The organism is Aeromonas bivalvium, assembly GCF_046078285.1.
GTDB lineage: Bacteria > Pseudomonadota > Gammaproteobacteria > Enterobacterales > Aeromonadaceae > Aeromonas > Aeromonas bivalvium.
In genome coordinates this window covers 326,358-339,234 of the sequence record NZ_JBGXBV010000002.1, presented here as the reverse complement: position 1 = coordinate 339,234, position 12,877 = coordinate 326,358, and the positions used below count along the sequence as shown (strand labels likewise).

Sequence of the window (12,877 nt, the reverse complement as noted above, 5' to 3'; positions counted from 1 at the left end):
CGCCGCACCCTGCCATAACGAAACACAAGGAGGTAAAAAATGGTTATCCAAGCGTGTCCGATGTTCTCGGCTCGCCTGTTCGGCACATTCAAGTGCTCTTGCCTGCATACCATCGCGCTGCGATAGCGGGTTCGAGCAAAGCCGACTCCCTTCCATACCGAGACCTTTCTCGACTCTGCCGTTGTCGCCAGCGCTCCTGATGACAGGGATTTCCCATCCCGCGATTTAAGAGAGCAAGAGCATGACAACCCTGATGAGTACCCATTCCCTGCAGATGAGTGCGGGGCACCTTCCGTTATTTAACCACCTCGAACTCGGCATTCGCGCAGGCGACCGACTCGGCCTGATTGGCGCCAACGGCTGCGGCAAGAGCACATTGCTCGCGCTGCTGGCGGGCGAGCGCACGCCCCAGGCCGGCCGGGTCGTGCAGGCCGCCGCCTGCCGCTGCGAGTTCGTGGCCCAGCAACTGCCAGCCGGGCTCTCGCTCCTCAGCACCCGCGCCGTGCTGCTGGATGCCCTGGGCAACGACCCGGGCGCCGAATGGCAGGTGGACAAGCTGCTGGCCGAACTGCAGCTGGAGGCCCAGGCCGCGCTGCCGGTCACTGCGCTCAGCGGTGGCCAGCACAGCCGGCTGCAGATAGGCCGCGCCCTGCTGCGCCAACCCAATCTGCTGCTGCTCGATGAGCCCAGCAACCACCTGGACTTGCCCGCCCTGCTCTGGCTCGAGCAGTTTCTGCTGGGCTGGCGCGGCGCCTTGGTGCTGGTCTCCCACGACGCTCGCCTGCTGGACAGGGTCACGGATCAGACCCTGATCCTGCAGGGCGGCCAGCTGCACCGCTTCGCCCTGCCCTGCAGCCAGGCCCGGGCGGCGCTGGCTGCCGAGGATGAGCAGACCCGCCTGCGCAGGGCGGACGAGCAAAAGGAGATAGACCGCCTGAGCGCCAGCAGCAAACGTCTCGCCATCTGGGGGCGCGAGTATGACAACGAGAAGCTGGTGCGCCAGGCCAAGTCCATGGAAAAACGCGTCGCCCGCCTGCAGGAGGAGCAGAGCCAGGTCGCGGCGCCGGCCCCCTGGCGACTCGAGCTGCACGGGCTGAGCCTGCCCGCCGACACATTGCTGCGACTGGAGGCCCTCGACGTATCGCCGGCGCCGGCACTGCCGCTGCTGCTGCGGGCAGAGGGGCTCTGGCTGCGGGCGGGAGACAGGGTCGCCCTGCTCGGTGCCAACGGCACCGGCAAGTCCTCCCTGCTGCGCCAGTGCTGGCGCGAGCTGGCCACCCAGAGTCCGCAGGCGGGCTGGTACTGCCACCCCGGCGCCAGCATCGCCTATTACGATCAGTCCCTGCAGCAGCTGGCGGACGACGCCACCCTGAGCGACGCCCTCTACCCGCTGGCCCCCCTGCCTGAGGTGACGCGGCGTCAGGCGCTGATCCGGGCGGGCTTCCCCTATGTCCGTCACGGCCAGCAGGTGCGCACCCTGAGCGGGGGCGAGCGGGCACGGCTGCTGTTTCTCGCCCTGTCGCTCGGCAGCCACCACATGCTCTGGCTCGACGAGCCCACCAACCACCTGGATCTGGCGGGCAAGGAGGAGCTGGCCGAGGCCATTGCCGCCTTCCCGGGGGGCGTGCTGCTGGTCTCCCATGACCGGGAGCTGATCGAGCGCAGCTGCAACCGCTTCTGGCTGATCAAGGACGGGCGCATCCAGGAGGCTCACAGCGCCGAGCGGGCCTATGCCGAGCTGCTGGGCGATGCCCCCTTGCCCCAGGCGGGCAGCCCGGCTCAATCAGGTGAAGCGCAGGCCGCGGCCGCCACGGGGAATGACGAAGAGGCGCTGCTGGCGCGCTGGTACGAGCTCGATGCCCTGCTCGCCGCCGATCTGGCCCGCAAGCCCAGGCACCAGACCCCGCGCCTGCAACAGCAGTGGCGGGGCGAGCTGCAAGCCCTGGCCATTCGCCTGGGGCTCGGCGCCCACTGAGGTGAGCCTTCCCGGTACATCTCAATGCCTGTGCATCGACGACAAGCCCCGCACTGCGGGGCTTTTTTGAAGGTTACTTGATGGCGCAGACGTCGCCGGCCAGCATGCGGCGGCGCCTGCGCCGCCACAACGAAAAGCCGCCATACCCCAGACTGAGCAGCACGGCATAGAGTACCTGGGAGGCAAGCGCCACCAGCACGGCAAGACAGAGCAGCACGCTCACCCCCGCCAGCCACTTGCCGCCTCCCGTCAGCAGACGCCAGCCCGCCGCCATGCACAGCAGATAGACCAGCACGAAGTTGCCGTTGGCGTAGCGGATCAGGGTATCCAGGGGCAGGGTCCAGTAGAGGATCAGGGTGATGGAGAGGACGCAGACGACGATCACCCAGCCGAGGGCCCGTACCGGCGCCCCCCGGGCCGACAGGGTGGCCAGGGACGCGGGCAGCTTGCCTTCCCGCGCCATGCTCCAGATAAGCCGCGCAAAGCCTTGCAGGTAGATGTTGATGCTGGCAAAGCAGGAGAGGTAACCCAGGATGGCCACCAGCCACTTGGCGGTGGGGCCGAACAGCAGGGAAAGCAGGGTCGGGATGGCGGTGGCATTGGTCGCCTCGTCACCGTAGAGACCGTACTTGAGCACCACCAGGGAGTGAACCCAGTAGATGAGCCCGGCCAGCAGGACGCCGCCGAGCAGAGCCAGGGGGTAGTCCCGCTCCGGGTTTCTGAACTCCTCCCCCATGTGGGCGAAGGCCTCCAGGCCGACGAAGCACCAGAACATCACCGCCAGGGCAGTGGCCATGGCTGGCCACTGCCCCGGGGCGGGCAGGGGCGTCGCCGCGTCCTGCCAGCGGATCTCCCCCTTGATGGCGATGAGCAGGGTCAGCCCCACGATGGCCAGGGCGATCAGCAGTTGCAGGTTGCCCGAAGAGCGCGCCCCCCGCAGCCCCAGCAGCAGCACCCCCAGCAGGGTCAGCAGCTGGATGGCCCACAGGGTCAGCTCGCCGAGCTCGAACAGGGCGTGCCAGAATCCCGCCGCTATGGTGAGGGCGGCGGGCAGCCCCACCGGCAGCACCGCCAGGAACAGAAAGGCCGAGTAGCGCTCGGCCCCGGCCCCGAACGCCTTGCCGATAAGATGAGGCGCGCCCCCCGCGTGGGGATAGCGGCGCCCCAGCCTGGCGAAGGTGAAGGCGATGGGCAGCACCAGCACGATGAGCAGCCCCCAGGCCCAGAGGGAGGCTTCCCCTGCCAGGGAGGCGGCGGCGGCCGGCACCACGAATATTCCGGTGCCCAGCAAGGAGGTCGCCAGCAATCCCATCCCCTGCCACAGACCCAAATCCTTCTTTAAACTCGACATAATCCCTTGTCCGATGTGAGAATCGCCCACCATGTTAGGCCAAATCGGCGCGGCTGATAAGCCATCAAGCCGCCCCTTGGCGACGGCGAAGTGACGGTTGTCGCCGCCATTTCGTCGGCAGCGGATCGAACGCCCCCAACAGAGGCAACAAAGAGGCAAGGTGGACAGATACGACGAGAAGATGGTGGCCCTGCTGCAGCAGGATGGCCGCCTCAGCATCAGCAAGCTGGCCGAGGCGGTGGCCCTGTCCCGCTCGGCGGTGAGCGAGCGGCTCAAACGCCTGGAAGAACGGGGCATCATCCTGGGTTATCGCGCCGTGCTGGCCGAGCCAGAGGGGCAGATCAGCGCCTTCTTCGAACTCTGCTTTCGCACGCCCCGCTGCGAACAGTATGGCGCCCTCATCGGCCAGATCCCCGAGGTGCGCCTGTGTTACAGCATCAGTGGCGATACCGACATGCTGGTGCAGGTGAGGGTGGCCGGCATGGCGCGGCTCGAAGCCATCCGCCAGCAGCTGGAGGCCCTGCCCCAGCTCACCATGATCAAGACCCACACCATCCTCAGTGAACTGGTGGATCGTACCCGCTAAACCCGGCTCCCCATGGGCAACCCCCATCCCCTTGTGAGTGAACGGGTGGCTCGTACCGCCAGGCTCCCCCTATGCACAAAGCCGCCCTGAGGCGGCTTTGTGCTATCCGAGACCAGGCTCAGAACAGCAGGGAGTAGAGGATCCCCGTCATGGCCAGCACCCCTATCAGGGTGACGAACAGGTTGCTCGGCTGGCCGGCAAACCTGGCCATGGCGGGCACCTTGCGGATGGCGTACATGGGCATCAGGAACAGCAGCATGGCGATGATGGGGCCACCAAGGGATTCAATCATACCCAATATGCTGGGGTTGATGGTGGCCACGGCCCAGGTGGTCAGGATCATGAACAGGGCTGTGATGCGATCGAGCTGGGCCACTTCCAGTCGCTTGCCGCGCTCGCGCAGGGTCTTCACCATCAGGCCGTTGAACCCCTCCTTCGCTCCCAGATAGTGACCGAGGAAGGACTTGCTGATGGCGACCATGGCGATGAGGGGGGCCAGGGTGGCGATCACCGGGTTGTCGAAGTGGTTCGCCAGGTAGGAGAGGATGGAGATGTTCTGCTCCTTGGCCGCCAGCAAGTCGGCGGGGGAGAGGGCCAGCACGCAGCTGAACACGAAGAAGAGCACGCTGACCACCATCATGATGTGGCTGCCGAGCAGGATGCGGTTGCACTTGCCATCCGCCCGCTCCCCGTAGCGCCGCTTATTGTCCACCGCGAAGGAGGAGATGATGGGAGAGTGGTTGAAGGAGAACACCATCACGGGGATCGCCAGCCAGAGCGTCTTGATGAAGTCACCGCCAAAGGCCTCGGACAGGGGGGGCGCCTCGCTGATGATGGCACCGTTCCAGTGAGGCACCAGATAGAGGGCCAGCCCCATCAGGGCGATGACGAAGGGGAAAACCAGCACGCTCATCGCCTTGACGATGAAGTGGCCCCCCAGGCGCACCACGGCCATCAGGGCGAGGATCAGCCCCAGGGCCAGCAGGGCCCGCGGCGGCGGTGTCATCCCCAGCTGGTGCACCATCAGGCTCTCCACCGTGTTGGTGATGGCCACCGCGTACATCAGCAGGATAGGGTAGATGGCGAAGAAGTAGAGCAGGGTGATGAGCTTGCCCGCCGTCTTGCCGAAGTGCTCCTCGACCACCTCTGTGATGTCCCCCTCCCGGGTCGAACCGGAGAGGACGAAGCGGTTGAGGCCACGGTGGGCGAAGAAGGTCAGCGGCAGGGCCAGCAGCGTCATGGCCAGCAGTGGCCAGAGGCCGCCCACGCCGGCATTGATGGGCAGAAACAGGGTGCCGGCACCGATGGCGGTACCATAGAGTCCCAGCATCCACACCAGATCGGCCCTGTTCATGCCGCTGGCGCGCGCCCCCTGACGTGGCAGGCCGGCCTCTACTGCAATATTCATCTCGGACATGGGTCTTTCCTGTAGTTTGACAATCGAAATCTGGCACATGGCATACGCCGCCTCGTTCCGACTCCCTGGAACCCTGTCTCCCCCCTGGATGCTGCCCGCGTCCCGACCCGGGCCTATCGCGGCAACATGCTGGCAACGGCGGGGGCGCGCAGACGGGTCAGATCCCATCGGCCGCTCGGGTCATTCACATCCCGTTAACCCCTGCCATGTCTATGGGGTCACTGTAAATTAAACGCCCGGCCAAACAATAGATAAATTTTAATGATTCAACAAAAGTTTGACCTAAATCGTGTTTCCGGTGCCCAGGTTCACACTCTTGTCCCAAACTTGTAAAACCGGGGTAAACCGAAGGCCGCCCCAGAGGTCATGGCCGCCGGGCGTTAACAAGGTGTTTGCATCTTGCGCTTGGTGCGCCCGATTGTGCGCCGCCCTGCCCTGGCGTACCCTGTTCTCCCCACCTTTTCGCTGGATCAACATGGCCATCACCCGCACCGATCTTGCCGAGCTGGCGGTGTTTGCCGCCGTCGCCCGCCACCAGAGCTTCAGCAAGGCCGCCCTCGAACTCGGGGTCTCGGCCTCCGCCCTCAGCCACAGCCTCAAGGGGCTGGAAACCCGGCTGGGGATCCGCCTGCTCAATCGCAGCACCCGGGCCGTGGTGCCCACCGAGGCGGGCCAGCGGCTGCTCGTGGGGTTGCTGCCCACCCTCACCACCCTGGAGGAGGCCCTGGCGGAGCTGACCCGCCACGGCGACGAACCTGTGGGGCGCCTCAAGATCAGCGCCCCCCGCAGCGCCATCGACGAACTGCTGACCCCGGTGCTCATCGACTATCTGGCGCTGTATCCGCGCATGCAGGTGGAGGTGGTGGAGCAGGAGCTGATGCCGCGCCTCATCGAGGATGGTTATGACGCCGCCATCTTCTATGGCGACCTGCTGCCCAAGGAGATGATCGCCGTGCCCATCGGGCCGCCCCAACGCTACCTGGTGGTGGGCTCCCCCGCCTATCTGGCCGAGCACGGCACGCCGCAACACCCCAGGGATCTGGCGCGCCATGCCTGCATCGGCTATCGGCTGACCCCCTCCCACCACTACCGCTGGGCCTTTGCCGGGGAAGAGGGAAGCCTGCTGGAGATAGAGGTGAGCGGGCCGCTGACCGCCAGCTCCCCCTCTCTCTATCTGGGGGCGGCCGAGGCGGGTCTGGGGCTGGCCTACTGCCTGGAGGAGGAGGTGAGCGCCCCCCTGGCGGCGGGTCGGCTGGTGGCCGTGCTGACCCCCTGGAGCCCCACCTTCGCCGGTTTTCACCTCTTCTATCCCAGTCGCCATCAACTGAGCAGGGGACTGCGCGCCCTGATCGATCTGCTCAAGGCCCGCCAGGCGCCCAATTACTGAGAATTACTCAGCAATTCATTAAATAAAAACCGGATTATCAAAGAAAAGCGATCAATCTAGACTATCAGCTCGATGATTGCCGCGAGATAAGTCTTATGTCCGCCCATGTCAGCCTGCGTCAGCAGGCCATGATCCGCCGTTTCTGGGGCCAAGCCCTCCCCTCCATCCTCGCCATGCTGGTCTCGGGTGCCTACTACCTGATCGATGGCATCTTCGTCGGTCACTACGTGGGGGCCTCGGGTCTGGCCGGGATCAACTTGGTCTATCCGGTCATCATGGTGCTGATCGGCCTCGCCGCCATGGTCAGCATGGGCACGGCCACCGCCATCTCCTTCCAGCAAGGGGCCAGGCAGCCGGGATTGGCCCGCCAGGCGCTGGTCAACGGACTCTGGCTGCTGCTGATCCTGGGCACGGTAGCGCCGCTGCTGCTGCACCACTGGCACACCGACATCCTGCTGGCCCTGGGCATGGAGCAGGGCAGCGAGACATGGCGCCAGGCCAGCGACTACCTCGGCTGGATAGGGGGCGGCACCCTGCTGCTGGCCAGCAACCTGGCGGTGCCCTATCTGCTGCGCAACGACGGCCGTCCCCGCCTCGCCATGGTGCTGGTGAGCGGCGGCGCCCTCCTCAACATCATCCTCAACTACATCATGGTCGGCCGGCTGGGGCTGGGACTGATAGGAACGGCCCAGGCCACCCTCATCTCGGAAGGAGTGGTGAGCCTGCTGGGGCTGGGCTACTTCTTCACTCCCTACGCCAGGCTGCGCCTTGGCTGGCACCAGCTCCTGCCCAGGGCGCGGCTCATGCCAGGACTGCTGTTCACCGGCCTGCCGAGCCTGATCGCCCAGTTCAACCTCGGCCTGCTGCTGTTGCTGCACAACCTCCAGCTGATGGTGTACGGCTCGGTCAAGGATCTGGCGGGCTTTACCGTGGCCGGTTACACAGAGGCGGTGTTCATCGTGATCCTGCAGGGGCTGGCGTTTGGCATCCAGCCCCTCATCAGCCAGGCGGCGGGGGCCGGTCGCCATCGGGCTCTGAGCTTCCTGATGGCCATGGGGCTCAAAGTGACGCTGATCTACGGGGTGGCGGTCTGGCTGCTGGTCCAGCTGCTGCCGCGCCAGGTGGCCATGCTCTACACCGGCAGCCAGGATGGCGAGCTGCTCGCGGCCGCCGTTCGCAGCCTGACCCTGAACCTGGGGGCCATTCCCCTGGAGGGGGTCATCATGTTCGGCATAGTGCTGCTGCAATCCATGACCCGCACCCGCCAGGCCCTGCTCATCTCGGTGGCCAAGACTCTGCTGTTGCTGCCGCTGATCTTCTGGCTGCCGCTCCAGTGGGGCCGGGACGGTGTGCTGCTGGCCCAGCCCGTCACCGTGCTGTTGCTGACCCCGCCGCTGTGCTGGCTGCTGTGGCGTGAATGGCGCCGCCTCAAGGAGGCCGATGCCCCGCTGGCAAGGCCAGGTCCCGCTCTCCCCCGCCGGGAACAGGTACTCGATCGTACCTAAAGCCGGCTGGCACGGATGCGGATCTCGGGCTCGGCCAGCGCCTGCTGGGCGGCCACCAGTTGCAGCTCGCCAGCCCCCGCCAGCCAGGTCTGGGCCAGCACGGCATCGACGCTGGCGTTGGTGCGCTCGAACGCCGTCACCGGATCAAACCCCGCCAGCAGATTGGCCAGCAGGGTGGCGCTCAGCAGGTCTCCGACGCCTATGGGGTGGCGGGCAAAGGGGTAGAGAGGGCGAGCGATATGGAAGGCCCCCGCCTCGCACACCAGCAACATCTCGAAGCGGTCCGCGGCAAAGCCCGCCCTGCAAAGGTGCTTGACCATCAGGATCTTCACCCCCTGCTCCCTCAGCTGCTGACAGGCCGCCAGGGCCTGGGGCACATTGCGGATCTCCCGGCCGATGAGCTGTTCCAGCTCCAGCAGATTGGGGGCCAGCATATCGGCGCAAGGCAGCGCCCGGGCCTTGAAAAAATCGGCGACGCCGGGGGCCACCACGCACCCCTTGTCCGGATCCCCCATGACGGGGTCGCAGAAATAGATAGCGTTGGGGTTGAGCGCCTTGAGGTGGGCCACCGCCGCCAGGATCTCCTCCCCCTGCTCGGCCGAGCCGAGATAGCCGCTCAAGATCCCGTCGCACTGCCCCAGCACACCTATGTCGGCAAGCCCCGTCATCAGCGCACTGATGTGGCCATCCGGCATCCGCATTCCCTGCCAGCCTGCCTTGTACTGGGTATGGTTGGAGAACTGCACCGTATTGACGGGCCACACCTCTACGCCTAGGCGACGCATGGGAAACACGGCGGCGCCATTGCCGGCACAACCAAATACCACGTGGGACTGGATGGATAACACTCGTTTCATGACAAGCACCCATGACAATGGATTGATAACGCAGGCAAAAACGGGCCTTGCGGCCCGTTGTGTCACTCTCGCTTAACGCAGCACCTTGACGGTGTAGCTGCCATCGGCCTGACGATAGAGACCGTGGATGTCGGTCTCGAAGCCCGGATAGTGGGCGCCGATCTCGCACAGCATCTCGAGGAACTCCAGCACCGGCTGGGAGTCGGCCGTCACCATCTCCCCCGGCAGCACCAGGGGCACTCCCGGCGGGTACGGCAGTATCATGTTGGCGCTGACGCGATTCACCATGTCCCGCAGGGGCACCTCCTCCACCTTGCCCGCCAGCTCCTGCTGCCAGGCGGCGTGGGGGGTCATGGTCATCTCGGGCAGCACGTCGAACGCCTTGAACATCAACTCAGGCAGACGGTACTTGCAGGTCAGCTCGTGAATGCGCTGGGCCAGCTCCTGGATGCGCATCCCTTCGTAGAAGCCGGGGTCTTCCCGATACAGGCTCGGCAGTATGCTCTTGATGGTGAGGTTGAGATCATAGCCGCGCTTGAACTCGGTCAGGGCGCGCAGCAGCTGCATCGCCTTGGACTGATCGATCCCGATGGAGAAGAGGAACAGCAAGTTGTAGGGGCCGGTCTTCTCCACCACTATGCCGCGCTCGTCCAGGAACTTGGAGACCAGGGAGGCGGGGATGCCGCGCTCCAGCAGCTGGCCGTCGCGACCCATGCCCGGGGTCAGCAGGGTCACCTTGATGGGATCCAGGTACATGTGGTCGTCATCAATGTCCTTGAAGCCGTGCCAGTCATCCTTGGGATCCAGCTTCCAGCACTCGAGGGTGTCGATGTCGTCCGGCTGCCACACGTCGAAGAACCAGCCTTCGCTTTGCTCGCGCAGGCGCTTGATCTCCTTGCGGAAAGAGATGGCCCGCTCGATGGAGTCCTTGATGAGGCGCTTGCCGCTGTTGCCCCGCATCATGGCGGCGGATATCTCGGTGGAGGCCACTATGCCGTACTGCGGCGAAGTGGAGGTGTGCATCATGAAGGCTTCGTTGAAGGTCTCCTCCTCCACGTCCCCCTTGATGTGGATCATCGAGGCCTGGGAGAAGGCCGCCAGCAGCTTGTGGGTGGACTGGGTCTCGTAGAACACCTTGCCCGGCATGGCCTCGCCGCTCATGCCGCACTTGCCCTCATAAATCGGGCTGAAGTTGGTGTAGGGCACCCAGGCACTGTCGAAGTGGATGAAGGGGGTGTCCAGCGCCTCCTTGATGAAGCCGGTGTTGTAGAGCAGGCCGTCATAGGTGGAGTTGGTCACCACGGCGTAGCGCGGCATCTGGGCACCCGGGGTGGCGGCCACCTTGGCGGCTATGGTGTCGCGGCTGAATTCGCTTTGCGGAATGCCCCCCAGAATGCCGTAGGCGTTGCGGGTCGGGCGAAAATAGATCGGCGTCACGTCGTTCATCATCATCAGGTGAGTGAGGGACTTGTGACAGTTGCGATCCACCAGCACGGTACTGCCCGCCGGCGCCGAGTACATGCCGACTATCTTGTTGGCGGTGGAGGTGCCGTTGGTGACTATGTAGGAGCGATCGGCGTTGAAGGTGCGGGCGATGTACTCCTCGGCCTCCTTGTGGGGACCCGAGTGATCCAGCAGGGAGCCCAGCTCCGGCATGGAGATGGAGACGTCCGCCTTGAAGGCATTGGGGCCGTAGAAGTCGTAGAAGAGGCTGCCGGCCGGGCTCATCTGGAAGGCGGTCCCCCCCATGTGACCCGGGGTGCAGAAGGTGTACTTGCCCTCTTCCACGTACTTGAACAGCGCCTTGGTGAACGGCGGCAGTATGGCGTCCTGATACGCCTGGGTGGCCTGGCCCATCTTGAGGGCGATGTCGTCGGCCATGCCGAGACGGTATTCGAAGAAGTGGACGTTCAGACGCAGGTCGGTCAGGTGAATGTCCAGGGTGGACTGGTCGTTGGCGAAGGCGAAGATAGGCAGCTTCTCGTTGCGATCGTGGATCTCCTTGCAAAGCCCCAGGGAGTATTTGTCCCAGTCGAAGATGGCGCCGCAGACGCGGGGGTTCTTCTCGATGAGCTTGAGCAAGTCGGCCACGTCGACCGGGTAGACGACCTCGAAGCCCTTGCGCTCGAGGGAGGCTTGCAGCTGGCGGATGGGTTCTTCTTTGAAGAAAACGCCCAGGTGGTTGAGGATGGCAATGATGTTCATCTTGATGCTCCACACGTGAAGAGGCGCTCTCCATCAGGGATGGTGAGTGAAGAGCGCATGGAAAAGGAAAAGGGATCAGTGGCTGGCTTGTTCTTTGAGCAGGGCGTCGTGCTGACGCAGACCCTGTTTCTTGGCGTAGAACATCAGGATGATGAGCGACACCACGAAGGTAGCTGTGAGGTTGGAACCCTGGGCCCCCATCAGGGCCACCAGACAGAAGACGCAGGCCACACCGGAGAAGATCATGGTGCCCATGCTGCGGGAGGTCATGCCCTCGAAACGGATGAGGTTAATGCTGGAGTAGAAGTAGGGCAGCATGGTCAGCAGCACCGCATCCGTGGTCAGCACGTTGAACAAGTCGGCGGCGTGGGCGGAGTGGGAGGTGAAGGCGGTCAGCACCACCATCAGCGCCGTCATCTTGAGGGAGCCCAGGATCAGACCCTTCTTGGCCACGCCGTTCTTGTCCACTTCGCCGTAGATCTTCGGGAAGTTGCCGTCGTTGGCGGCGCGCTTGCCTGCCTCGCCCACCAGCATCATCCAGGAGCCCAGGGAGGTGAAGCAGGCCAGGGCGGTAAAGGCAGACACGAAGGGGGCTGACCAGTCACCAAAGATGGCGGAGGAGGCCATGGCGAACGGCGCGCCGGAGGCCGCCACTTCCCCGGCCGGGAACATGCCGCCGATCACCTGGGTGGAGAGTATGTAGATGACACCGGCGATGCCGGTACCCAGCATGGTGGCAAGGGGAACGGTGCGCTTGGGATCCTTCACCATGCCAGAGGAGACGGCGGCAGACTCGACGCCGACGAAGGACCAGAGGCAGATCAGCACGGCGCTGATCACTGCATGCAGATCGCTGCCGCTGGTGGTGTTCCAGTTCTGGCGGTAGAGCTGGGGGTCGAAGTGGCCCCAGCCGATCAGGGCTGTGCCCACCACGGGCAGCAGGATCAGCACCAGACCCAGGGTACAGAGCCGGCTCACCCAGCTGCCGCCAAGCAGGTTGACCAGGGTAAAGATCCAGACCGCGGCTATGGTGGCGACCGATGCCGGTATGGGGTCATTGAGGATGGGGAAGAAGACCGAGAGGTAGGAGACCCCTGTGATGGCGATGGCCAGGTTGCCTATCCAGTTGGCGTGGTAGTAGAGCACGCCGGTCTGGAAGCCGAACACAGGGGAGATCTCGCCGGCGTAGGCGATGGGGCCTCCCTCTTGCGGGTTCTTGGTGGCGAGGCGGGCGAAGACGAAGGCCAGGCCCATGGCGCCCACCAGGCAGATGGCCCAGCTGAACACAGAAATGGAACCTATGGTGGCCAGGGCCGAAGGCAGCAGCGCGATGCCGCTCCCCATCATGTTGCCGGCCACCACACCTGTACAGGCGATGAGGCCGATCTTCTTGCTCGTATCGAGGGACATAAGATCTCCGGGGCAGTGAAAGGTCGGGGCATCCCATGCACTACTGGGCAGCACCCCGCCAACGAATGGCCACAGACTAGGCCTCTGCCCCCCGGAAAACATAAGGAACCGCTAACGGATAAAAATATGAGCCGTTTTTTTTCGCTGCCTCGCAGCCATTAAAAAACACATTTAAAAACAGAGT

At 64.5% G+C, this 12,877-nt stretch carries 9 protein-coding genes; 4 read left to right on the top strand and 5 right to left on the bottom strand.

Annotated features, from left to right (window positions below):
- Window positions 1-241 precede the first annotated feature (241 nt).
- Window positions 242-1,975 (top strand): ABC-F family ATP-binding cassette domain-containing protein, encoded by a 1,734-nt coding sequence (locus tag ACEUCR_RS08740; RefSeq protein WP_408789462.1) that lies wholly within the window; start codon window positions 242-244, stop codon window positions 1,973-1,975.
- Between the two features lie 73 nt (window positions 1,976-2,048).
- Here the strand turns inward: ACEUCR_RS08740 and yjeH are convergent, their stop codons facing one another.
- Complete coding sequence (gene yjeH, locus ACEUCR_RS08735) at window positions 2,049-3,326, bottom strand: L-methionine/branched-chain amino acid transporter (protein WP_408759684.1); 1,278 nt, start codon at window positions 3,324-3,326, stop codon at window positions 2,049-2,051.
- Window positions 3,327-3,486: 160 nt separating this feature from the next.
- Between yjeH and ACEUCR_RS08730 the strand changes: the two genes are divergently transcribed.
- The gene (locus ACEUCR_RS08730; RefSeq protein WP_041993430.1) at window positions 3,487-3,912 is read left to right on the top strand and encodes an Lrp/AsnC family transcriptional regulator; all 426 of its coding nucleotides are present in this window, start codon (window positions 3,487-3,489) and stop codon (window positions 3,910-3,912) included.
- Window positions 3,913-4,030: 118 nt separating this feature from the next.
- Here the strand turns inward: ACEUCR_RS08730 and ACEUCR_RS08725 are convergent, their stop codons facing one another.
- Window positions 4,031-5,329, bottom strand: coding sequence for an HAAAP family serine/threonine permease (locus ACEUCR_RS08725; protein ID WP_041993427.1), 1,299 nt, complete (start codon window positions 5,327-5,329; stop codon window positions 4,031-4,033).
- A gap of 475 nt (window positions 5,330-5,804) precedes the next feature.
- Between ACEUCR_RS08725 and ACEUCR_RS08720 the strand changes: the two genes are divergently transcribed.
- Together ACEUCR_RS08720 and ACEUCR_RS08715 are read left to right on the top strand one after the other, a co-directional pair.
- A complete protein-coding gene (locus tag ACEUCR_RS08720; protein ID WP_408789655.1) occupies window positions 5,805-6,716 on the top strand; it encodes a LysR substrate-binding domain-containing protein in 912 nt (303 codons plus the stop codon).
- A 95-nt stretch (window positions 6,717-6,811) separates the two neighbouring features.
- A complete protein-coding gene (locus ACEUCR_RS08715; protein WP_408789459.1) occupies window positions 6,812-8,221 on the top strand; it encodes an MATE family efflux transporter in 1,410 nt (469 codons plus the stop codon).
- Here the strand turns inward: ACEUCR_RS08715 and pdxY are convergent.
- From pdxY to cadB, 3 genes are all read right to left on the bottom strand, one after another.
- Window positions 8,218-9,078, bottom strand: coding sequence for a pyridoxal kinase PdxY (gene pdxY, locus ACEUCR_RS08710; protein ID WP_041993418.1), 861 nt, complete (start codon window positions 9,076-9,078; stop codon window positions 8,218-8,220). The genes ACEUCR_RS08715 and pdxY overlap by 4 nt on opposite strands.
- A 72-nt stretch (window positions 9,079-9,150) precedes the next feature.
- A complete protein-coding gene (locus ACEUCR_RS08705) occupies window positions 9,151-11,283 on the bottom strand; it encodes a lysine decarboxylase CadA (RefSeq protein WP_408789456.1) in 2,133 nt (710 codons plus the stop codon).
- Window positions 11,284-11,358: 75 nt separating this feature from the next.
- On the bottom strand, window positions 11,359-12,693 hold the full coding sequence (gene cadB / locus ACEUCR_RS08700; RefSeq protein ID WP_408759675.1) for a cadaverine/lysine antiporter: 1,335 nt from the start codon (window positions 12,691-12,693) through the stop codon (window positions 11,359-11,361).
- Window positions 12,694-12,877 lie beyond the last annotated feature (184 nt).